The 22,631-nt window shown below is 45.9% G+C and carries 18 protein-coding genes; 7 read left to right on the forward strand and 11 right to left on the reverse strand.

Annotated elements, in window-relative coordinates:
- Positions 1-9 precede the first annotated feature (9 nt).
- From aroK to pilM, 6 genes are all read right to left on the reverse strand, one after another.
- Positions 10-528 carry a shikimate kinase AroK gene (gene aroK / locus R7Q09_RS21795; RefSeq protein ID WP_005381319.1) on the reverse strand — a complete coding sequence of 173 codons (519 nt, stop codon included), beginning with the start codon at positions 526-528 and terminating at the stop codon, positions 10-12.
- 187 nt (positions 529-715) lie between these two features.
- Positions 716-2,461, reverse strand: a complete 1,746-nt coding sequence (locus R7Q09_RS21800) for a type IV pilus secretin PilQ (RefSeq protein WP_005382765.1) — start codon at positions 2,459-2,461, stop codon at positions 716-718.
- A gap of 25 nt (positions 2,462-2,486) precedes the next feature.
- A complete protein-coding gene (locus tag R7Q09_RS21805; protein WP_005382766.1) occupies positions 2,487-3,002 on the reverse strand; it encodes a pilus assembly protein PilP in 516 nt (171 codons plus the stop codon).
- Positions 2,992-3,585 carry a type 4a pilus biogenesis protein PilO gene (locus R7Q09_RS21810; RefSeq protein ID WP_064354357.1) on the reverse strand — a complete coding sequence of 198 codons (594 nt, stop codon included), beginning with the start codon at positions 3,583-3,585 and terminating at the stop codon, positions 2,992-2,994. The genes R7Q09_RS21805 and R7Q09_RS21810 overlap by 11 nt, the downstream gene beginning before the upstream one ends.
- Complete coding sequence (locus tag R7Q09_RS21815) at positions 3,578-4,153, reverse strand: PilN domain-containing protein (protein WP_064354358.1); 576 nt, start codon at positions 4,151-4,153, stop codon at positions 3,578-3,580. The genes R7Q09_RS21810 and R7Q09_RS21815 overlap by 8 nt, the downstream gene beginning before the upstream one ends.
- Entirely contained in the window at positions 4,137-5,153 is a 1,017-nt protein-coding gene (gene pilM / locus R7Q09_RS21820) for a type IV pilus biogenesis protein PilM (RefSeq protein ID WP_064354359.1), read from the reverse strand. The genes R7Q09_RS21815 and pilM overlap by 17 nt, the downstream gene beginning before the upstream one ends.
- Positions 5,154-5,297: 144 nt before the next feature.
- Here pilM and R7Q09_RS21825 point away from each other — a divergent pair, with 144 nt between their 5' ends.
- On the forward strand, positions 5,298-7,859 hold the full coding sequence (locus R7Q09_RS21825) for a penicillin-binding protein 1A (RefSeq protein ID WP_005381325.1): 2,562 nt from the start codon (positions 5,298-5,300) through the stop codon (positions 7,857-7,859).
- Positions 7,860-7,912: 53 nt separating this feature from the next.
- On the opposite strand, the gene oxyR is transcribed toward R7Q09_RS21825, so the two are convergent.
- Positions 7,913-8,824, reverse strand: a complete 912-nt coding sequence (gene oxyR / locus R7Q09_RS21830) for a DNA-binding transcriptional regulator OxyR (protein ID WP_005381326.1) — start codon at positions 8,822-8,824, stop codon at positions 7,913-7,915.
- A 169-nt stretch (positions 8,825-8,993) separates the two neighbouring features.
- Between oxyR and R7Q09_RS21835 the strand changes: the two genes are divergently transcribed.
- The 3 genes from R7Q09_RS21835 (at position 8,994) to R7Q09_RS21845 (ending at position 12,041) form a co-directional block, all read left to right on the forward strand.
- The gene (locus R7Q09_RS21835) at positions 8,994-9,722 is read left to right on the forward strand and encodes a redoxin family protein (RefSeq protein ID WP_005382781.1); all 729 of its coding nucleotides are present in this window, start codon (positions 8,994-8,996) and stop codon (positions 9,720-9,722) included.
- Between the two features lie 191 nt (positions 9,723-9,913).
- Positions 9,914-11,386, forward strand: a complete 1,473-nt coding sequence (locus R7Q09_RS21840; protein ID WP_213898971.1) for a dihydrolipoyl dehydrogenase — start codon at positions 9,914-9,916, stop codon at positions 11,384-11,386.
- Positions 11,387-11,759: 373 nt separating this feature from the next.
- Positions 11,760-12,041 carry a DUF3624 domain-containing protein gene (locus R7Q09_RS21845; protein WP_017821737.1) on the forward strand — a complete coding sequence of 94 codons (282 nt, stop codon included), beginning with the start codon at positions 11,760-11,762 and terminating at the stop codon, positions 12,039-12,041.
- 194 nt (positions 12,042-12,235) lie between these two features.
- Here R7Q09_RS21845 and argH read toward each other — a convergent pair whose 3' ends face one another.
- From argH to argC, 4 genes are all read right to left on the reverse strand, one after another.
- A complete protein-coding gene (gene argH / locus R7Q09_RS21850) occupies positions 12,236-14,110 on the reverse strand; it encodes an argininosuccinate lyase (RefSeq protein ID WP_318071199.1) in 1,875 nt (624 codons plus the stop codon).
- 242 nt (positions 14,111-14,352) lie between these two features.
- The gene (locus R7Q09_RS21855; RefSeq protein WP_005381332.1) at positions 14,353-15,567 is read right to left on the reverse strand and encodes an argininosuccinate synthase; all 1,215 of its coding nucleotides are present in this window, start codon (positions 15,565-15,567) and stop codon (positions 14,353-14,355) included.
- An 84-nt stretch (positions 15,568-15,651) separates the two neighbouring features.
- Positions 15,652-16,443 (reverse strand): acetylglutamate kinase, encoded by a 792-nt coding sequence (gene argB / locus R7Q09_RS21860; RefSeq protein WP_005381333.1) that lies wholly within the window; start codon positions 16,441-16,443, stop codon positions 15,652-15,654.
- 21 nt (positions 16,444-16,464) lie between these two features.
- Positions 16,465-17,469 carry an N-acetyl-gamma-glutamyl-phosphate reductase gene (gene argC / locus R7Q09_RS21865; RefSeq protein ID WP_017633525.1) on the reverse strand — a complete coding sequence of 335 codons (1,005 nt, stop codon included), beginning with the start codon at positions 17,467-17,469 and terminating at the stop codon, positions 16,465-16,467.
- Positions 17,470-17,613: 144 nt separating this feature from the next.
- Between argC and argE the strand changes: the two genes are divergently transcribed.
- The 3 genes from argE to R7Q09_RS21880 all read left to right on the forward strand — a co-directional run bounded on the left by argE (position 17,614) and on the right by R7Q09_RS21880 (position 22,621).
- The gene (argE, locus tag R7Q09_RS21870; RefSeq protein WP_005381335.1) at positions 17,614-18,750 is read left to right on the forward strand and encodes an acetylornithine deacetylase; all 1,137 of its coding nucleotides are present in this window, start codon (positions 17,614-17,616) and stop codon (positions 18,748-18,750) included.
- A gap of 272 nt (positions 18,751-19,022) precedes the next feature.
- Positions 19,023-21,656 carry a phosphoenolpyruvate carboxylase gene (gene ppc / locus R7Q09_RS21875; RefSeq protein ID WP_318071198.1) on the forward strand — a complete coding sequence of 878 codons (2,634 nt, stop codon included), beginning with the start codon at positions 19,023-19,025 and terminating at the stop codon, positions 21,654-21,656.
- 425 nt (positions 21,657-22,081) lie between these two features.
- Complete coding sequence (locus R7Q09_RS21880; RefSeq protein ID WP_005382791.1) at positions 22,082-22,621, forward strand: PadR family transcriptional regulator; 540 nt, start codon at positions 22,082-22,084, stop codon at positions 22,619-22,621.
- Positions 22,622-22,631 lie beyond the last annotated feature (10 nt).

The following is a 22,631-nucleotide window of genomic DNA, read 5'->3' on the forward strand; positions in this document are numbered from 1 at the left end:
GATAAAGACTTATCTCTCTTCTAGCATTTTTACGATCTGGTTGGCTACCACTTTTGCACTTTGATCGTCAGTGCGAACAGTGTAATCCGCTACTTCTTCATATAAAGGATTACGTTCTTCAGCTAATTGCTCCAGTACTTCGCGAGGGTTATCCGTTTGAAGTAAAGGACGCTTCTTGTCGCGGTTTGTACGCGCAAGTTGCTTTTCAATCGTCGTCTCTAAGTAAACAACAACACCACGTGCCGAAAGACGATTGCGGTTTTCTTTGCTCTTAACAGAGCCACCGCCAGTCGCAAGCACGATGCCTTGCTCTTGTGTTAGGTCTTCAAGTACCGCTTCTTCACGCTTGCGGAAGCCTTCTTCACCTTCTACATCAAAAACCCAAGAGATGTCTGCACCAGTGCGTTCTTCGATCACTGTATCGGAGTCAACAAACTCCATATGCAGTTGCTGTGCTAGATGTCTACCAATTGTACTTTTGCCGGCGCCCATTGGGCCAACAAGGAAAATATTACGTTTCTCAGCCATGTTTAGCAGTAATTTACAACATTGATTCAATAAGATCGCCACAAGAAAACACAGCTAAACTGCTGTTCTACAAGGCTTGTGGCACCAGTTCCTCACAGATAATTCGTGATAAGACCCGAAATTATCCAAGCATGGTGCCACTATTGCAACTTTATTTTTGATTTAATCAGTTTTTCCCGAGACAGAACTACTGAATCACCACCTTAGGCGTGACGAAAATTAACAGCTCACTTTTGCCAACATTTTCATAGCTTCGACGAAAAAGCGCACCTAATAGCGGCAGATCGCCCAACAAAGGCACTTTGTCCACCGAGTTAGTAATGCTGTGCTGAAAAATACCACCAAGAACGACCGTTTCACCGTTATTCACTAACACTTGCGTCCCGATACGTTGAGTATCAATCGCAACAGCTTCACCAGTGCCTGTCTTCACGACTTGTCCAGGTCTATCTTGCGTGACACTTAAATCCAACACTAAGCGGTTATCCGGTGTGATTTGCGGGGTCACCTTCAAACTTAATACCGCCTTTTTGAACGTCACCGTCGTTGCACCACTTGATGATGACTCTAGGTAAGGAATCTCTGTACCTTGTTCGATATAGGCTGGTTTCTTATTGGTAGTGATCAAACGTGGGCTCGAGATAATCTCAGCTTTAGACTCTTGTTGCAGCGCAGAAAGCTCAAGATCCAACAAGGTGTCTGAACCTAACTTTGCGACCTGAAAAGCAATGCTGGTCGCATTCGGGCTGGTTGCAGCTAAGTTTACATTTAGGAAGTCATCGATCCCTACTCCATCACCGTCACCACCGTCATCACCCCCTTCTCCATTATAGAGACCGATCGTGGCGAGGTTGTTCTCAATAGAACCGCCCACTGTATTACTGCCATTAATAGACGTAAAACCCCAACGAATCCCTAACTCGTCCATGTTACCTTCATTGATGGTAACAATACGCGCCTCAATTTGAACCTGTTTAACTGGAATATCCAAAGACTCAATAATTTCTCGAATCACCTCGATGTTTTCAGGTAACTCTCTAATCAATAACGAGTTAGTTCGCTCATCAATGGTCATACTACCGCGCTCTGACAGCATGCTGATATTTCCTTCTCCATTGATCATCTCCGCAATGTCTGATGCTTTAGCAAAATTAACTTTGATGATTTCAGATGAAAGCTCTCCCATTTCTTCCGTAAGTTTTTGTTTTTCTAACTGCTGCTTCTCACGCAAGTCCAACTCATCAGTCGGAGCAACTAAAATCACGTTGCCATCAACACGCTTATCTAACCCCTTAACTTGCAAAATAATATCCAGCACTTGCTGCCAAGGGACACCATCAAGACGAAGCGTGAGGTTGCCTTCTACAGAGTCGGAGACAACCAAATTGAATTGGTTGTAATCAGCAATAAGCTGCAAGACGTTTCGCACAGGAATATCTTGGAAGTTAATCGAAATAAGCTTACCTTCTCTTTCTAAAATGCTTTTATCTGGGGCTTTCTCATTGGGTTTGATCTTCGCTACTTTGATTTCCAAAAAACGCCCCGTTAAACGGTAATCATGCATGTATTCTTCATTGATGTGCGCAACCAAGCGCGTCGTCGAGGTGTCGCGAAACACTTCTACGCTCTCAACCACAGTCGAAAAATCTTTCACGTCTAGGAGATACAATTGCTCGTCTTTTACTGAAGTGTTAAGCAAATCGATACTTAACCCTTCCTGTACACGCTTGATATCTACAATCGCGGCCGGTGACGCCAATTCGACGACAATCACGGCGTCTTTATCTTTATTAGTTCGAAAGTCGATACTTTTTAGGGCATTGGACGAAACTTCTTCAGCTGCCGCTAAAGGGGCTAAAAATACAAACAACCATAAGGAGAAGAGCCCAGTAAGTATCCTTGGTGTACGTGTTAATCCTTGTCTCATTTTCATTACTCAATATCAAAAATAAATGGGGCTATCTCAAAGCCAACTTAACTTTACGTTTTTGCCAACATCCTAAGCCGTCGGGCAACGTTTCATTAATCAACAAGTAGGAGTGGCTGACATGGGTCACTTTGCCATTATTGCGTCCGAGGTATTGACCCGGCTTAACTTTATAGACGGTGCCATTGGGAGCCTGAACAAGGCCAGAAACCGTGTTATCCATGCCCATGACACCTTTCAAACGTAATTGGCTTAATGGGAATTTTTCTAATTTACCAGTTCGCCTTCTTGAGGGCGGTTGCCAACAATCTTTTCTTGCAACTGGCTGAGTCGCGATAGTGGCTTCTTTGGGTAATTCAAAGGGTGCACGCTGTACTTCCGGTGCGTACGTGACTGCAACATACTTGTCTGCGGGCTTAAGCTTCTCGACCTCTCGACGCGCCTGTGTTTCCACTCCTCGAATAAAATCCGTCAATGATTCATCATTCGCCTGGCAGCCCATCAATAGAGAACCCATCAGTACCAGCAACAAAGACTTACTTGTCATTTTTCGTCTCCTCCGGCTTAAACTGATAGGTGTTAGCGCGCACCCGAAAGTGCAGAGTTTCGCTCTCTTGGCTGACACGTTGCCAAGTCACATCTTTAAACGTGATGATTCGAGGTAGCGTCGCTATCGCCTGAGAAAAATGGCCGATGTCATGAAAGTCGCCCGTTAACTCAATGTTTAAAGGGAGACGATAAAGGAAGTGCTCTGATTGTTTTTCGCCCCAGTCGATTCGGGTGAAAGTCAGCTTATTGTCGATGCCAAGTTCATTCACTGAAGCGAGCATTGTAGCCAGCTCTTTTTGCGCAGGCAGTTGCTGCAGTAATAACTCGTAACGGGTGGTAAGTTCATCCAATTGAGATTGAAGCTGAGGCAACGCTGCCACTTTGTTCGCTTTGATCTTCAATGCCACCTTGAGTGTCTGCTCCTGCTGGATCAAGTGATTCAACTGTTCGTCTTTCGGTTTAAGGTAAAACCAATAACCTAAGCCTTGAATCACCATGATCAGAAGCGCGATTACTATAATCTGGGGCAACAATGGCCACTCGGCCATTTCATCGATTTCGAGATCCTGCCAATCAACCACGTTGAGCCTCCAATTTCTTCTCCGTTACTTTGAACATGAAAGACACTTTGAATGTTTGAAACTCTTTCCCAAAACGGGCTTTGCCGTGAACGATGGAATGCATTTCTACGTCGTTCAACTTGGCCGAGCGCTCCATGTTGTCCAGCATCGTGGCAAGTTTTGGAGTGCTATCTGAGATCCCAGAGATCTCAATTTCCAGATCATTCATTTTGATCTTGTCGACATATACACCTTCAGGGATAACGGCAGGCATTAAGTTCATGAACTCGGTCGTTTTGTTTCGTCCGTTTTGTAAACCTTCAACTACCTTTAGGCGTTCGAGGATTTTGCTATGCTCTTGCTCTGCAATTTTCATTGCTTCAATACGCAGGTCGAGTTCGGCAATGTAGTGAGTGAGGTAATCGAGCCGCTCCTGTTGTTGATCTTGTTGGTACTCAAAAAACTTTCCAATACCCCACTGGATGCCAACAGCGACCAACATGCCTAATGCGACCAAACTGATGAAACGACGTCGGTGCTCTTCTCTTTGACTCTCTCGCCAAGGAAGTAAATTAATGCGATAAAGCACGGGCGCCTCCCAGCCAATGAATGCCACGAACGGCCAGTCCGGCTGCTGTTGAGAAATGCTGCCAATCCACAGCACGACGCTTACGCTTAGACACCTTCATCTCAAATAGCCCTAGCGGATTTAGCAATTCACACTCTAACGACAATTGTTGAGACAACCCCTCTGCGAGCATGGGAGTGGAGGCCCCTTCCCCTGATAACCAGATACCCTTGATGTTTTGTGAGCCATTGATTGAGGTATAGAGCTGCATCTGGCGCTTTACTCGCTCTACGATTTGACGGTTAAACAGCTCTGTTTTCTCCTGAGCATCATCGGACAGAAAATCGACTGGAGAAGCGCAGTTTACTCCGCGTGTGCCGTAAGCAAACTCTTTGTGAAACAGTTCACCTTGTTCGGTAAACATGGTGAAGGAGCTCGATAAGGTGCCAATATCGAGTAAGCAGTATTTGTTTTTGTCAGGAAAGCGATCGGCGGTGAGCTTCCAGATATGACCAAGGCTTTGCGAATGCACGTCCACTAAAACAGGTTTTAGTCCGGACTTTTGTAATGCATCGACTCGGCCTTCTACCACATCTTTTCTTGTCGCAAACACTTGATAGCTATCACTGCCACTCTGCCCGCCCTCAGCGCGAAGACGAACGAAGTCTAAACTCAGCTCTTCGACAGGGAATGGCGATTGATGAGAAAAGGCTTGTATCACTGCAAACTCAACTTCACTCTCTTCAAGATTTTGTTCTATTTGCAGTTTCTTGCTAATTACCGAGTTATCAGGAACTGAGATCGCAACTTTTTTAGCGCCAAAAGGCAGTTCTTTTTTTATCTGCTTGAGGGTCTTTACAATTTCTTGATGATTTATGGTGTTATTTTCAGCGACAATACCTTCCTTTAGTAATATTTCTTTGTAACCCAACAGAGCGTAATTGTTGCCTGTGGGTTTAAGTACTACGGCTTTGAGGCTGTTATGGCCTATATCGATGCCGGTAACGATTAGCTTATCCATCTCTTACTCTCGCTCCGAAATTTCTTCGTGCAAAGGTTGTTATTAGCATCCAAATAAGAGTTAATATCTCTTATGTGCTAAATTTTTGACCTAAGAGTACAAGGGTTTGCCGTTACACAGCCTCAACCAATCAGGGATTCTCCGGTGAAGTTCATAAAGCGTTTATTATTTTTAACATTGATTTGCATAATTCTTGGAGTCACCACAATATTTGGCTTCTATCAGTACGTGAAGCCTGAATTGCCAGATGTTGCAACTCTAAAAGACGTTGAATTACAAACACCTATGAAGGTGTTTAGTCAAGACGGGAAGCTGATCGCACAGTTCGGTGAAAAGCGTCGTATTCCTGTTACTTATGACGAAATTCCTCAAGACTTAATTCACGCGCTCATCGCAACCGAAGATAGTCGTTTCTATGAGCATCCTGGTATCGACCCTATCGGCATCACTCGTGCAGCGGTTGTTGTTGCGGTTTCAGGCTCGGCTAAACAGGGTGCAAGTACGATTACGCAACAGCTAGCTCGTAACTTCTTCTTATCTAATGAGAAGAAGATCATGCGTAAGATTAAAGAGATTTTTATTGCTATCCATATTGAGCAGCTTTTAAGTAAGCAAGAAATCATGGAGCTTTATGTCAATAAAATCTTCCTTGGTTACCGCTCATATGGCTTTGGTGCTGCCGCTCAAGTGTATTTTGGCAAGAGCCTTGATGAATTGACGTTAAGTGAGATTGCAACACTCGCTGGTATGCCAAAAGCGCCATCAACCATGAACCCAATTTACTCTCTTGAGCGCGCAACAAAACGCCGTAACGTTGTATTAATGCGAATGCTTGATGAGAAATACATTACACAAGAGCAGTATGACGAAGCACGCAATGAGCCTATTGTGGCGCGTTATCATAGCGCTGAGATTGAGCTTTCCGCACCTTACGTAGCAGAGTTGGCTCGTGCATGGGCAGTAAAAGAATACGGTGAAGAAGAAGCTTATACCTCTGGCTTGAATATCTACATGACTGTGGATTCTAAACTGCAAGATGCTGCAAATACGTCTGCGGTAAATAACCTCTTGTCATACGATGAACGTCATGGCTACCGTGGTGCAGAAAGTGTGCTTTGGAAAGAAGGGGAAGCGGCCTGGGACAATGAGCAAATAGAAAAGCACCTGAAGAAACAGCCAACTTATGGTGACCTTTACCCTGCGGTTGTGACGAAAGTCGATGATAAGACGGCACAAGTATGGGTTAAGAACCATGAAGAGCAAACCATCCCTTGGACTGGAATGCACTGGGCGCGTAAGTACATTACTGATAACCGCCAAGGCTCAACACCAAAGTCAGCGCATGATGTGCTAGCGACAGGTCAACAAGTTTGGGTTCGCGAAGTAAGTGAAACCGATGAAGATGACAACACAACACTGAGCTGGAAACTGAGCCAAGTGCCGACAGCAAACACCGCGTTTGTTGCGATGAACCCAGAAAATGGCGCGATATTGTCGCTGGTTGGTGGTTTCAACTTTGTTCACAGCAAGTTTAACCGTGCAACCATGTCAGTGCGTCAGGTTGGTTCAAGTATCAAGCCTTTCATCTACTCGGCAGCAATTGACAAAGGGCTGACTCTAGCCACTTTGATTAACGATGCGCCGATTAACAAGTGGGATGCAGGTTCTGGTTCAGCTTGGCGACCAAAAAACTCACCACCGACTTATGGTGGTCCAACGCGTCTTCGCCTCGGCTTAGCTCAATCAAAAAACGTCATGGCAGTGCGTACACTCCGTGAAGTTGGCCTCGAGGAGACACGTCAGTACCTTACTCGTTTCGGTTTTGATATTAACCAAGTACCGCGCTCAGAGACCATCGCACTCGGAGCTGGCAGCTTAACACCAATGAAAGTGGCACAAGGTTACTCTGTGTTTGCGAACGGTGGTTATTACGTTGAACCATTCTATGTAGAACGCGTGGAAGATGCATTCGGTGAAGTACTGTTTAAAGCCAATCCAAAGAGTGTTTGTCATAAGGATTGTCCGCAAATGAGCGAGCAGCCAGAAAATCGCTACGCTGATGAATTTGGCGAACAAGACGTCGCAATTGATGGCCTTGCAACAGACAATGCCCTTGAAAATGATGAACCTCAATATGCACCGCAAGTTATCTCTGAACAGAATGCATTCTTAATGCGTGAGATGATGTACAGCAACATTTGGGGTGGCGGTAACTGGCGTGAAGGCACAGGTTGGAATGGTACAGGCTGGCGCGCGCAAAAACTTGGTCGTCGAGATATCGGGGGTAAAACGGGTACAACGAATGATTCCAAGGATGCTTGGTACAATGGCTATGGACCTGGTGTCGTTGCGATAGCTTGGGTTGGCTTTGATGATCATTCACGTGCACTTGGCCGCACCACTGTTAACAGCAACCTAGGGCAAGGCCAAATTTCTGGTGCCGAGTCGGGTGCGAAAACCGCAGAGCCTGCTTGGATTGACTTCATGCGTGTTGCGCTAGAAGGGACGCCGGAGCAAGGTAAAAATATTCCAGAGGATATTATTCGAGTTCGTATTGATCGCAACAGCGGTATGCTAACGCACAAAGTAGATAGCACATCAATGTTCGAATACTTTGAAAAAGGCACGGAGCCTACCGAATACGCTGGCGACCGTTTAGAAGATAGTATTTATTCTTCAGGCTCTGGCGCAGAAGAACTGTTCTAAATCACAAAAGCACAAGGGAGAGCATCAAGCTCTCCCTTTTTTATTTCTGCTTTTTATGCTGCTGCATTCAATGATGGATAAGAAGCCAACACCTCTTTAATCTTCGCTGCTAAAGCTTCAAACCTAGCTCGTAATGGTGAGCCCGGACGGTATACGAGAACGATATTACGCGAGGGGGTTGGGTTAACAGCTGGTACGTAGCATACTCCATCTTTTTGCTTCTCATTAGGGATAGAAAGCTGAGGCAATAACGTAATCCCCGCACCGGCAGCAACCATGTTGCGTAACGTCTCCAAGCTGGTGGCTTTAAAACGCTCATCGTCTTTTGCTCCAGCGGCAAAACAAAAACCTAACGCTTGATCTCGCAGACAGTGGCCATCTCCCAACGCTAAAACGGTTTTACCATTCAGCTCCAACATATCAACATGGTCGAGAGAGGCCCATTCATGGTCACATGGCACTGCGACACTTAATGGCTCTTGATACACTTCGATCTCTTTAAATGGCGCAGTTTCATCAACCGAAGCTAAAACTAAGCAATCTAGTTTGCCTTCTTCCAATTGACGCACTAATTGATGTGTCTGAGCTTCGTGCAGAAATAGTTCCAACTCAGGAAATGCTTCTTTTATCTGCGGCAGAATTTTGGGTAATAGATAAGGCCCAACCGTCGGGATGAAACCAATATGCATCGGTCCAGTCATGGCTCCGCTTTGACCGCTTGCCATATCTCTGAAGGTTTTCACTTCACTTAAGATGCGTTTAGCCTGCTCCACCAGCTGTAACCCTGAATCGGTAAACAAAACACGTCGGCTGCTTCGCTCTAAAAGCGTGGTCCCGAGTTCATCCTCTAGTTTACGAATTTGCCCACTCAATGTTGGCTGGCTAACAAAACATGCCTCTGCCGCTTTGCGAAAGTGCTTATGTTCCGCAAGTGCAACTAAGTACTCAAAATCTCGAATATTCATACTTCACGCTTCGCTTCTTTAACAATAGCTAATACCTATCAAAACCATAACACCAAACGATTAGAGCTATCAAAGGATTTTTACAATAATGGGCTCAACAAAACGAAACAGAGCGACGAAAAACGCTAAGCTCTATACGCATAATTTAAAATAGTTAAAGGAAATCATTATGTTTGTATCTAAAGAAGGTCAACAAGTCCCTCAAGTTACTTTTCCAGTTCGTCAAGGTGACTCTTGGGTGAATGTAACGACCGATGAGCTATTTAAAGGTAAGACCGTTATCGTATTTAGCTTACCGGGTGCATTTACTCCAACCTGTTCATCAAGCCATCTACCTCGTTACAACGAATTGTTCCCTGTATTTAAAGAGCACGGAGTGGATGAGATTATTTGTGTCTCGGTCAATGATACGTTCGTGATGAATGCATGGAAACAAGACCAAGAAGCAGAAAACATTACCTTCATCCCGGATGGTAATGGTGAATTCACCGATGGCATGGGTATGTTAGTGGATAAAAACGACATCGGCTTTGGCAAACGTTCATGGCGTTACAGCATGCTAGTAAAAGATGGCGTAGTGGAAAAAATGTTCATTGAGCCAAACGAACCAGGCGACCCATTCAAGGTGTCAGACGCAGATACGATGCTGAACTACATAGCGCCTGACTACAAAACGCAAGAATCCATCACGGTGTTCACTAAACCAGGCTGCCCTTTCTGTATGAAAGCGAAACAAAATCTGATTGACCACGGTCTTCAATATGAAGAAGTGATTCTGGGTAAAGACGCAACAACAGTTAGTCTACGAGCTATATCTGGTCGCACGACTGTTCCACAAGTCTTTATCGGTGGCAAGCATATCGGCGGTAGCGAAGAGCTAGAAGCGTATCTAGGCTAAGCTGTCCATAGCCTACACCCTCGGTCTCCGGTGCCTTTTGGCTCGGAGGCCAACCCTAAACCACTTCTTCTACTAGTCTAGATAAGTAGTCATCTGCCAATAAGGTGACTACTTATCCAGATTCAACTATCCAATTCACTCTCCAAGCTCAATGTAGCTAGCTTGGCTTAAAACAAAAGCGAGAGTTCACGATGAAACAAGTTAATGTCGACGTAGCGATTATTGGTGGCGGGACGGCTGGTCTTGGTGCTTATCGAGCAGCAAAAGCTCATACCAACAGCGTGGTAATGATTGAGGGCGGTCCCTACGGAACAACCTGTGCTCGTGTCGGATGCATGCCGTCTAAGCTGTTAATTGCGGCAGCAGAAAGTGTTCATCAAATCGAAAAAGCACCTGGATTTGGGATACACCCGCAAGGTGAAGTACGAATTAACGGACGAGAAGTTATGGATCGTGTAAAGCGCGAACGCGATCGTTTTGTTGGCTTTGTGCTTGAAAGTGTCGATGATATTCCCGCTGAAGACAAACTATCCGGCTACGCGAAGTTTGCCGATGACCACACTCTCATCATAGATGATCATACTCAGGTCACCGCACAGCGCATTGTTATTGCGACAGGATCTCGTCCAGCATATCCGGCAGCTTGGAATGAACTGGGTGATCGCCTAGTGATTAACGATGATGTGTTTGACTGGGATGACTTACCAGAGTCCGTGGCAGTATTTGGCCCAGGAGTCATCGGCCTTGAATTGGGTCAGGCTTTACACCGCCTAGGAGTGAACGTGAAGCTCTTTGGCCTTGGAGGACAAGTGGGCCCACTGACGGACCCAGAGGTGATGGCGTATGCAGATAAAGCCTTTAAGGAAGAGTTCTACCTTGATGCAGATGTAAAAGTCGAAAGCATGAAACGCATTGCTTCGTCAGACAATGACGGCGAAGACAAGGTCGAAATCCAATTCATCAACCATGATGGCAAATTAGAAACTTTCGTTGTCGATTACGTATTGGCCGCAACGGGTCGTCGTCCAAACGTCGATAAGCTGACGATCGAGAACACCAATGTGGCGCTCGATGAACGAGGCGTACCAACGGCGGATCACTATACATTGCAAACTTCGGTAGAGAGCATCTTCATCGCAGGTGATGCAAGTAACCAAATTCCACTGCTGCACGAAGCCGCTGACCAAGGCCGTATTGCTGGAGACAACGCAGGCCGTTTCCCAGATATTCGTGCGGGTCTGCGTCGCTCACCAATTTCAGCCGTGTTCTCCGACCCTCAAATTGCTATGGTTGGCGAAACATATAAACAACTAGAAACACGTCTAGGCACATGTGGATGTTTCGCAACCGGTGAAGTCTCGTTTGAAAATCAAGGACGTTCGCGCGTCATGCTTCGTAATAAAGGTATTATGCATGTCTACGGAGAGCAAGGCACTGGACGTTTTTTAGGTGCAGAAATGATGGGCCCGAATGCAGAGCATCTTGCGCACCTTTTAGCGTGGGCGCACCAAAATAGGATGACGATTTCTGAGATGTTAGATATGCCCTTCTATCACCCAGTGATTGAAGAAGGCGTCCGCACCGCTCTACGTGATTTGAATGCAAAACTACACTTAGGGCCAGAAATGGTGAAACATTGTCTTGACTGCGGCCCTGGCTGCTAACGCTTTCAGGCTTCTATCTAAATATAAAGCAAAGCCTCTTCATCAACGAGGCTTTGCTTTACTACTTCGGCGCAATGAAATCTCTCTTACGCTGCCATCATTGCATAGCGGCTGACCATACAAATCGCGACAACACCGATCATAAAGAACCCACCAGCGATACTCAGCGCAAGTTTCAACTCTGTCGACATCATTATATTTCCTGTTAAAGACTGACAGCGCACCATACATCAATTACGTGCCACGAAGCTTTTACAAAGCTAACTTTCCATTTTTGGTTGTGTCATAGCGCTCTAAGTCCGGTACAAGAAACGCTTTCCACCATATAGTTAGATATATAATCTGAAGCAACACTAATGGTTTGGAAAACACTATGACTTGTCGCCGCTGCGAAGAACATTGGTTTTGGAAAAAACTTGGACGTTGCCAACGATGCTTGGATCAATTGACGGTACTTTCTGTACTGTGTTGGATTGTATGGTGGTTTACGCTCAAAGATGATCCACAAAGCATCGAGTCGATCGCTTTGATCTTTGCCGGCTTCGCTTTCAACGTTTTGTTGTTTTTACACTTATGGATGCGTTTTGTCATCTTGCCTTGGCAGCGTCGACGGGGACAAAAAAAGACGAATAAAAAAGAGAAAAGTGACAGATAGAAAAAAGCCCCAAAACCAATGTCAGTTCTGGGGCTCTCTTAGATTCTTCTAAGAAAAAGCAGTGGTACTTTAATAGACCGGGCTTCCTCTCAAAGGTTCCAAATTTTTTCGATTTTTTTAGCGAATACTGATGTAAGTAAGCAGGAAAATGACTATGTCATTGAATGCTAATAAAATCACTCCACAACTTCAGTTCATGCCACATGCGTTTTTTGGATCACTTGCTCCATTAAATTGATCTCAAGCGCTACCTCATCACATGCATGTTGACGTGGGCACTGATCGCAATCTTTCAGAACTTTCTCCGGCAGTAATGACTTCGATGTCGGCAAAAAGCTTTGCTTCATAAAGAACTCAGGCGTTCGCGTTAGAACAAAGACTTTCTTGATCGCCATCTGGCGCGCTTTCTCAACCAAATAGTTCACAATCGCACTGCCCTGCCCTTGGCCTTGCCAGCCCGCTTCGATACCAAGAGAGCGTATTTCAGCCAACCCTGAGTCATACACATATAGAGAAGCGCAGCCCGTCACTTCACCATGATGCTCAGCCACCGCGAAAGAGCCAATATCTCTCACGAGCTCATTACGAGAGCGCGGAAGATTCTCACCAAGGTTCGCCCAGTAAGCAACCATACCTTCCAGCGTTTCAATGTCCGTCAAACGTGCAGGACGCACTTTCACCGCCGAGCTGTCACGTTGGCTCAGGCGCTTATCCGCTTGTTCTACCGCGTAAGCGACCTGGTGAGGCGAAACACCACCCAAAGCACAACGCTTTTCCAAACACGAATCGATAGTCAGGATGTCATACACATCCGCTTCAATGACTTCTGAGAAGGCTTTTAACTCTTCGATAGACAGCTCTTCTAGCGCACAACCTTTAGCAATAGCACCAACGACCGCGACACCGACGATGTGGTGAGCTTCACGGAATGGGATGCCTTTCGCCACTAGGTAATCAGCTAACTCCGTCGAGTTTGCGTAACCTTGTTTCGCCGCTTCTAGTGTGCGCTCGCCATTCACTTTAATACCGTCAAAACACAGAGCTGCCATTTCCATGCAGTCGTTCCATGTATCTAAAGCATCAAACAACCCTTCTTTATCTTCCTGCATGTCTTTGTTGTACGCCAATGGCAAGGCTTTAACTGTCATCATCATGCTCGATAATGCGCCATAGACACGCCCTGTCTTACCACGGATCAACTCAAGTGCATCTGGATTTTTCTTCTGTGGCATTAATGACGAACCAGATGTCACCGTATCCGCTAACTCAATGAAGTTTGACTCGCCTGAATTGTAGAAGATCATATCTTCTGCAAGACGAGAAAGGTGAAGCATAGAAATCGACGCCACCGACATCAGTTCCATCACATGATCACGATCTGAAACCGAATCGAGTGAATTACGCGTAGCACGTTGGAAACCGAGATTATGTGCTAATTGTTCGCGGTCAATCGGATAAGCCGTTCCCGCTAACGCACCCGAGCCAAGTGGACAAGTGTCGAGACGCTGTAAGGCATCATTCAGACGAGAGTAGTCACGCTCGAACATTTCAACATAAGCCAAGCACCAGTGAGCAAAGGTTACAGGTTGAGCACGCTGAAGATGAGTATAGCCTGGTAATACGGTGCCTTGGTGCTGTTTAGCAACATGGACCATTTGTGCTTGTAGGCGATCTAAAGCAATCAACAATTGCTGACCTTGCTGACGACACCAAAGTTTCAAGTCTGTGGCGACTTGGTCATTACGAGAACGCCCAGTGTGGAGTTTTTTACCTAAATCTCCCACTTTACTGATTAGCTGCTGTTCAACCCAAGAGTGGATATCTTCTGCATCAGAGCGAAGAATTTGGTGAGGGTCTTCCATCACTTCTAACTTCAGCTCATTTAAAGCAAGTTCCAGTTTTTGCTGTTCTTCTGCCGATAGCACACCAACAGAAAGCAGAGCTTTAGACCATGCGATTGAACCTACGATGTCTTGCTCAGCCAATCGGTAGTCAAAACGCAACGAATCATTGAACTCTTTAAATCTGGTGTCTGCCGCTTGGGTAAATCTTCCGCCCCATAATGCCATTGCGTCTCTCCTGATGACTATTGCTTACTCTAACGTTCTCGAATGAGTAGTAACCAATTTGATGGTCATTTGCTCACTTTTTCTTATGGGTCAACGTTACGGCAATTTCGATAAAAAATAAAGTATAAATTCAATATTTTCACATATATATTCAAGCAAAATTTAGGTACCCGCTTTTAGAAACCAAAAGACCCGCCTATAAATGGCGGGTCTTTATTCAATCCAAGATGGATGTTAAGGGATTATTTCTTCTGGCTGTTCAATGCACGAATACGGCTTGATAGCGAGTAAAGACGGATGAACCCACCTGCATGGCTTTGGTCGTAAACTTCATCTTCACCAAAAGTCGCGAACTCTTCTGAATACAAGCTGTTGTCAGAACGTTTTTGCGTCACTGTCGCTTGACCTTTGTAGAGCTTAACAACCACTTCACCGTTAACGTCTTGCGCTAGCTCTTCTGAAGCAGCAAGGATAGATTTACATAGTGGCGTAAACCAACGGCCATCGTATACAAGGTGAGACGCTTTTAGACCTAGCTCCTCACGGAATTCGAATGATGATTTGTCTAGCACAAGCTGCTCTACAGCACGCAGCGCTTCCATCATGATGGTGCCTCCCGGTGTTTCATAGCAACCACGAGACTTCATTCCAACAAGACGGTTTTCCACGATATCGATACGGCCAACACCGTGCTTAGCGCCCTTCTCGTTTAGGTAAACCAGTGCGTTGTATGGTGTCATCACTTCACCATCAACTTCGACCACTTCACCTTTTTCTACTTTCAGCGTGACGTATTCCGCTTCATTTGGCGCTTGCTCTGGGTCGACAGTCCACACCCAGCAGTCTTCGTTTGGTGCGTTCCACGTATCTTCTAAAACGCCGCCTTCCGTCGAAATGTGCCATGCGTTTGCATCACGTGAATAGATCTTAGTAAGAGACGCAGAGCAAGGAATATTACGCTCAGCTAGGTAATCCAAACACTCTTCACGGCTCACTAGGTCCCACTCACGCCAAGGTGCAATCACTTGTAAGTCCGGTGCTAGTGCTGCGAATGCGCCTTCAAAACGTACTTGGTCGTTACCTTTACCTGTACAGCCATGACACAGAGCGTCCGCGCCCACTTTACGTGCCACTTCAACCTGCGCTTTGGCAATGATTGGACGCGCCATTGATGTACCTAGCAGGTACTTACCTTCGTAGTACGCGCCGGTTTTTAGCGTTGGGTAAATGTAGTCTGCGACCATTTCTTCTTTCAAGTCAGCGATGTAGCACTCAGAAGCACCAGAGGCTTTTGCTTTCGCTTCAATGCCTTCTAGCTCTTCGGCACCTTGACCAACATCGGCAACGAAAGCCACTACTTCACAGTCGTAGTTCTCTTTTAGCCACGGGATAATTACTGAAGTATCTAGACCGCCTGAGTATGCGACTACCACTTTATTTACGTTCACTTTGCTCATGTTTTTTCTCCAAACTTAACTGGCGCTGCGCTCGGCGGTCAGTGCCAACTACGACTTCCTAATATTGAATTCTTTTGCTGATGCTTATTGAGGCAAGAATTGAGTACCAATACTTTCACCAGCGAATAACTGTGCTAATTTTTCTGGGTAACGCCAGGTCGCGACTTCAATTGGACGGCCAAGATCATTGGCGGCCTCCAAAGCGGCTTTAACTTTGACGATCATGCCATCGGTGATCACATGTCCATCGATCAACGAGTTAGCTTGCTGCTCTGACAGGGTTTTGATCAAATGGCCTTTTCCATCTAATACACCACTCACGTCTGATAACAGGACTAACTCCGCATCTAATGCGCCCGCAACCGCGACTGCTGCTTGATCAGCATTCACATTCATCATCTGGCCATCTTTGGTTAAACCAATTGAACTGATGATCGGCAGTGCACCTGTGTTTAGCACCGCTTGTAATAGTGCTGAGTCACCCGGTGATGCTTTGCCTACCGCGCCGAGTTCTGGGTCAAGTTCTTCAACAAGACACAAACCACCATCCGCAAGGCTAAGGCCCACAGCGTTAAGACCGTCCGCAATCGCTTGACCTTGAAGTAACTTATTCGCAGTGCCTGCAAGCGCGCCTGCAATCACAGGAATTTGATCGTAAGGCGTTACGCGTAAACCGTTTTTCTTAACGGTTTCAAGCTGAAGCTTTGCCATCAACTCATCAACTAGGTAGCCACCGCCATGAACGATGGCGATTTGTCGCTGTGCCGATTTTTGGTAAGCCGCAATGGCACCAAAAAGTTGGCTTAAGGTTTGAGTGCATGATAGAGCTGCACCACCTAGCTTAATGACTAAAGGAGCTTGATTGGTTTGCGTCATCGCATTTCCCTCTTTAAACGACTACAGCAACGCTGTCAGTTCTGGGTAACCGTAATGAATATTGAGACATTGCATCGCTTGACTCGATGCACCTTTAAGTAGGTTGTCGATAGCTGAAATCACAATGATGTGTTCGCCTTGTACCTTCCAGCCGATATCACAGAAAGGGGTATTTTCGACATCCTGAATACGTGGAATACCGTCGCCTTTAAGACGCACCGCAGGCTTGCCTTGATAAGCTTGTTCAAACGCCTGTGCCACTTGTGCTTCTGTCACACCTTGCGCAAGCTTCATGGTGATAGTGGCAAGAATGCCGCGTTTAAAGTTGCCGAGGTGCGGAGTAAAAATCACATCGCAACCCAAGTGCTGAGCAATCTCTGGCTGGTGACGATGGTTAAATACACCATAGGGTTGCAAGCTCACTTCACAGAAGCTGTTAACCATGGAGGCTTTACGCCCTGCACCTGATACACCACTGGTTGCGTTGATCACTGGCCATTGGTTGGTATCGAGCAACGCATGTTCTAATAAAGGTTTGATTGCAAGCTGTGAAGCGGTTGGGTAGCAACCTGCTACTGCAATCAAAGGAGTGGTTTTTATTGATTCTTGGTTCCACTCAGCTAAGCCGTATGCTGCTTTATCTAGCCAGTTGTTATGTTGATGTGCGAAGCCATAAAAAGTGTCGTAAAAGCCTTCACTTTTCACACGGAATGCACCCGATAAATCGAATACCTGACAGCCTGCCTCCAAGAAAGTTGGGGCTAAATCATGGCTGACTTCGTGAGCCGTTGCCAAAAACACCACGTCCGATTCTTGAGCGATTTGCAGTGGATCCGTTAGTGGTAAAACTGGCATATCAATGATGCCCGCTAGCTTACCGTGCAGCTGCGCGATGCTCTTTCCCGCATCAACACTGTTGGCGGAAACGTATAAACCTGATAGCGTGAGTTGTGGGTGTTTATTAACCATTAACGCTAACTCTGCGCCGGTGTAACCGCTGGCTCCAATAATCGTGGTTTTTAGCATTGTGTGACATCCATATACTTAAAGGCTCAAATGACTATTCATATTTAATTTTTGCTTTATTTTGATTTTTTATTCATTAAATATGATTTAATATGTTTTTTACATTTTTGTGGTCTGTCTGTCAACAGGAGATTTGAAGAATCCATGCAATTACCAACTTTTCTAGAGGTCTATGAAGGACTCATCAGCACCTCTTCTATCAGCTCCACGGATCCGAGCTGGGATCAGGGCAATGCAAAAGTCATCGAAAAACTCGCATCTTGGTTTAAAGATCTGGGTTTTAGCGTTGAAGTGATCGAAGTCGAGCCAGGCAAGCACAATATGATCGCACGTATGGGAGAGGGAGAAGGTGGCCTTTTACTTGCTGGCCATAGTGATACCGTGCCATTCGATCAAGGGCGATGGAATTTTGATCCGCATAAACTGACGGAAAAAGACAACCGCTTCTACGGTTTAGGCACAGCAGACATGAAAGGCTTTTTCGCCTTTATTTATGAAGCAGTGAAGAAAGTCGATTGGAGCAAGCAGAGCAAACCACTTTACGTATTAGCCACTTGTGACGAAGAGACCACCATGCTGGGCGCGCGACATTTCACAGCAAACGCCCCATTTAAGCCGGATTACTGCATCATTGGTGAACCCACCAGCCTTGTACCAATTCGAGGTCATAAAGGGCATGTGGCAAATGCCATTCGCGTAACAGGCAAGTCCGGTCACTCATCGGACCCAGCGCTTGGCGTTAACGCTATTGAGATCATGCATGAAGTCATGTTCGCCATGATGCAACTGCGTGACAAATTGATTAAAGAATATCACCATCCGGGTTTTGCCATTCCAAGCCCTACCCTAAATCTTGGACACATTCACGGTGGTGACAGCGCTAACCGTATTTGTGGTTGCTGTGAGCTGCATTACGACGTGCGTCCTCTTCCCGGCATTAGCCTTGATGGTTTAGAGAACATGTTGCGCGGAGCATTAAAAGAAGTCGAAGCGAAATGGCCTGGGAGACTGGAGATTATTCCATTGCATGAGCCTATTCCGGGTTACGAATGCCAACATGACCACCCATTTATTGGTGGTGTTGAAGAGATCTGCCAAACCAGTTCAGAAACCGTGAACTACTGTACTGAAGCACCATTTCTACAGCAGTTGTGTCCAACCTTGGTGCTCGGCCCTGGGTCAATCGACCAAGCCCATCAACCGGATGAGTTTCTATCCTTCGACTTTATCGACCCCACAATTGATGTGCTTTCAAAGGCGATGGTCAAGTACTGCTGTTAATACGCGTTTAAGCTCAAAAGTCTGTGCAGCTCGATTGAGCTGCATCTTTTTATCTTCACAATTTAGCGCTAGTCTTAACACTTATTTAACTTGTTATTTTGTAATTAATTTTCACTTCTTACTCTATGGCTGCCGTAAATTTGCTCTAAATCAGGAGACAGCGGAATAATTGCAAACTTAGTCTGCTTTATTTGACTATAACTGGTGCTTTTCGCTAGATTGGAGTCTTAACAAGGACAATGGATGTAGTTTTTTTACGAGGCAGGACGACAATGAACGAGAAATACGCCGCACTCAAAAGTAATGTGCGCATGTTAGGCCACTTATTGGGTAGCACCATTCGCGATGCCCATGGCGAAGAAATCTTCGAGAAAGTGGAAACCATTCGTAAATTATCCAAATCAGCTCAAGCAGGGAATCAAGCAGACAGGGACAGCTTGATCGAAGAAATCAAACATCTACCTGATGAGCAGCTAACGCCCGTTACTCGCGCGTTTAACCAATTTCTAAACCTCACCAATATCGCTGAGCAATACCACACGATTTCACGCCATTGTGAAGAGCACATTTGTGAACCAGACGCGATTAACTCGCTGTTTTCCAAACTGGTACAAAACGATGTGAGCAAACTGGACACTGCCCAAGCGGTTCGTGATCTAAATATTGAATTGGTATTGACGGCTCACCCAACAGAAATTACGCGCCGTACGATGATCAACAAACTGGTCAAGATAAACGAGTGCTTATCAAAGTTGGAGCTAAGCGATCTTTCTTCTAAAGAGCGCAGAAAAACCGAACGCCGCCTAGAGCAACTGATTGCCCAAGGCTGGCATTCAGACGTGATTCGACAACAACGCCCTACTCCGTTGGATGAAGCAAAGTGGGGCTTTGCGGTCGTTGAAAACTCGCTATGGGAAGCGGTACCGGACTTCCTACGTGAGATGAATGACCGTCTAAAATCTTACCTTGGAGAAGGTTTACCCATTGATGCTCGCCCAGTGCACTTCTCCTCTTGGATGGGCGGTGACCGTGACGGTAACCCGTTTGTTACTCACAACGTTACGCGTGAAGTCTTACTATTGTCTCGTTGGAAAGCCGCCGATCTTTATCTCAATGACATCAACGAGTTGATCAGCGAGCTGTCAATGACAGTTTCAAACGATCAAGTCCGTGAACTTGCTGGCGAAGATCAGCACGAACCATACCGTGCGATCCTGAAGCAATTACGCACTCTGCTCAATGAAACCAAAGATATTCTCGATGCTAAGATCCACGGTCAAAAGCTGGCTGTTAAAGCACCACTGCAAAAAGTCGAGCAACTTTGGGAACCGCTGTATGCCTGCTACCAGTCACTAAACGAATGTGGCATGGGTGTAATAGCCAACGGCTCACTACTGGATACACTACGCCGCGTAAAAGCATTTGGTATCCATCTTGTACGTCTTGATATCCGCCAGGAGAGCACGCGTCACTCAGACGTCTTGTCTGAACTGACTCGCTACTTAGGTATTGGTGATTACGAACAATGGAGTGAGCAAGATAAGATTGCTTTTCTAACTAACGAGCTGGCATCTAAACGTCCGCTTCTCCCTCGTGATTGGGAACCGTCTGAACCCGTCAAAGAGGTTTTGGATACCTGCAAGATTGTTGCAGCACAACCGCGTGAAGCGTTTGGCGCTTACGTTATTTCAATGGCACGTACCGCCTCTGACGTACTAGCCGTTCATCTACTGCTACAAGAAGCTGGTTGCCCTTACCGCATGGATGTGTGTCCTCTGTTCGAAACGCTAGACGATTTGAACAACGCGGAATCGGTCATCAAGCAGCTTATGGGGATTGACCTTTACCGTGGTTTTATCCAAAACCACCAGATGGTCATGATTGGTTACTCTGACTCAGCGAAAGATGCAGGTGTTATGTCTGCAGGTTGGGCTCAGTATCATGCGATGGAATCGTTAGTTAAAGTGGCTGAAGAAGAAGGCGTTGAGCTAACTCTATTCCATGGTCGTGGGGGCACAGTCGGTCGCGGTGGCGCACCTGCGCATGCTGCGCTTTTGTCGCAACCACCAAAAAGCTTGAAAGGCGGTTTACGTGTAACAGAGCAAGGCGAGATGATCCGCTTTAAACTGGGTCTCCCAGATGTCGCAGTAAACAGCTTTAACCTATACGCAAGTGCGATTCTGGAAGCCAACTTGTTACCGCCACCAGAGCCAAAACAAGAATGGCGCGACTTGATGGAAGTGCTATCAGAAGTAAGCTGTGAGTCTTACCGAAATGTGGTTCGTGGCGAGCCAGATTTCGTGCCTTACTTCCGCCAAGCAACACCAGAACTCGAACTCGGCAAGTTGCCACTTGGTTCTCGTCCTGCAAAACGCAACCCTAAGGGCGGAGTAGAAAGCTTACGTGCAATCCCGTGGATCTTCTCATGGAGTCAAAACCGTTTGGTACTTCCTGCATGGCTAGGCGCAGGTGAAGCGATTCAATACTCGATCGATAAAGGCCACCAAGCATTGCTCGAAGAGATGTGCCGCGAATGGCCATTTTTCTCAACTCGTCTCGGCATGCTGGAAATGGTGTACTCGAAGTGTAATATTGATATCTCTCGCTACTACGATGAGCGATTGGTGGATGAGTCGCTCCGTCCACTCGGTGAAAAGCTTCGTGCTCAGCTTCAAGAAGACATCAAAGCGGTACTGAATGTAGAGAACAATGAAAACTTGATGCAGCATGACCCTTGGGGACTCGAGTCTATTCGCTTACGCAATATCTACGTTGAGCCATTGAATATGCTACAAGCAGAGCTGCTATACCGCACGCGTCAAACCGAAGAAGCTTCTGCAAACTTGGAAGAAGCGTTGATGGTGACGATTGCTGGTATTGCTGCAGGTATGCGTAACACAGGCTAATCGTTTCATTTTTAATAAAAAGCTGGGCAAATGCTCAGCTTTTTTTTATCACAGGATAATCGCACCAAAACAAAAGCAGTCAAATAAACCACTAAAGACCCAAAAAATACCAAAACAAAAGAATAAAAAACCACAAGTTAACACTATTGATTATTATGTTAGTTTTTTAGGGTAATTTTGTCCTACTATTCCACTTCATGCTTATTATTTATATACTACTTGCCTGCTGAGAGCTCATAAATCCAATCATACCTGCTCCAGCCTTGATGGGACTCCCCATCTCTCTAGGTGATAAACGGCTTTAAGGTGACAGGACCAACATTGTTGGTGCTACTTATACATTAAAAAACTCAAGTGCCAGTAAGAGCGCAGCTGAAAGTATAAGTAGCTTGTTTACAAGTTTATTGACCATTTGGATTGAAGACATGTCATTACCACACGTAATCTTAACTGTTCTTAGCACTCGCGACGCAACCGGTTACGATATCACTAAAGAATTCTCTGCTAGCATCGGTTACTTCTGGAAAGCAAGCCACCAACAGGTGTACCGTGAACTCAACAAAATGGCTGAGAAAGAACTGGTTACTTGCGTATTAGAACCCCAAGAAGGCAAACCAGACCGCAAGGTTTACTCCATTACAGACGCTGGTCGCAGCGCTTTAGGAGAGTGGTTTGATCAACCAACTGCACACCCAACAGTTCGTGATGAGTTTTCAGCGAAATTGATGGCATGTGCCGTTCAACCTGCAGCTCCATTCCGTGACCAACTCGCCGAGCTAGTTGAAGAGTCTCGCAAACTGGTTTCTCACTACAAAGAAATTGAAGCGGCTTACTACGCAACGCCGTCAACTTTAGATAAACAAGCTCGCCTAGAACGTCTAACGCTTCGCCGTAACCTTCTGTTACGTGAAACTTGGATCACTTGGGCAGAAGAAGTTCTAACTGAACTTGAAGTGATTGGTTAAACTCCTTTTG

The sequence above is a fragment of the Vibrio sp. 2130-1 genome (genome assembly GCF_033339515.1).

Bases quoted from the DNA above. Each gene is read 5' to 3' on its own strand.
- argB (WP_005381333.1), bottom strand. From the start codon at position 16,443: ATGACGCAAACCAATCAAGCTCCTTTAGTCATTAAGCTAGGTGGTGCA.
- argE (WP_005381335.1), top strand. From the start codon at position 17,614: ATGCAATTACCAACTTTTCTAGAGGTCTATGAAGGACTCATCAGCACC.
- oxyR (WP_005381326.1), bottom strand. From the start codon at position 8,824: ATGAATATTCGAGATTTTGAGTACTTAGTTGCACTTGCGGAACATAAG.
- R7Q09_RS21845 (WP_017821737.1), top strand. From the start codon at position 11,760: ATGACTTGTCGCCGCTGCGAAGAACATTGGTTTTGGAAAAAACTTGGA.
- R7Q09_RS21855 (WP_005381332.1), bottom strand. From the start codon at position 15,567: ATGAGCAAAGTGAACGTAAATAAAGTGGTAGTCGCATACTCAGGCGGT.
- R7Q09_RS21805 (WP_005382766.1), bottom strand. From the start codon at position 3,002: ATGACAAGTAAGTCTTTGTTGCTGGTACTGATGGGTTCTCTATTGATG.
- aroK (WP_005381319.1), bottom strand. From the start codon at position 528: ATGGCTGAGAAACGTAATATTTTCCTTGTTGGCCCAATGGGCGCCGGC.
- argC (WP_017633525.1), bottom strand. From the start codon at position 17,469: ATGCTAAAAACCACGATTATTGGAGCCAGCGGTTACACCGGCGCAGAG.
- pilM (WP_064354359.1), bottom strand. From the start codon at position 5,153: ATGGATAAGCTAATCGTTACCGGCATCGATATAGGCCATAACAGCCTC.
- R7Q09_RS21800 (WP_005382765.1), bottom strand. From the start codon at position 2,461: ATGAAAATGAGACAAGGATTAACACGTACACCAAGGATACTTACTGGG.
- R7Q09_RS21880 (WP_005382791.1), top strand. From the start codon at position 22,082: ATGTCATTACCACACGTAATCTTAACTGTTCTTAGCACTCGCGACGCA.
- R7Q09_RS21835 (WP_005382781.1), top strand. From the start codon at position 8,994: ATGTTTGTATCTAAAGAAGGTCAACAAGTCCCTCAAGTTACTTTTCCA.
- ppc (WP_318071198.1), top strand. From the start codon at position 19,023: ATGAACGAGAAATACGCCGCACTCAAAAGTAATGTGCGCATGTTAGGC.
- argH (WP_318071199.1), bottom strand. From the start codon at position 14,110: ATGGCATTATGGGGCGGAAGATTTACCCAAGCGGCAGACACCAGATTT.
- R7Q09_RS21840 (WP_213898971.1), top strand. From the start codon at position 9,914: ATGAAACAAGTTAATGTCGACGTAGCGATTATTGGTGGCGGGACGGCT.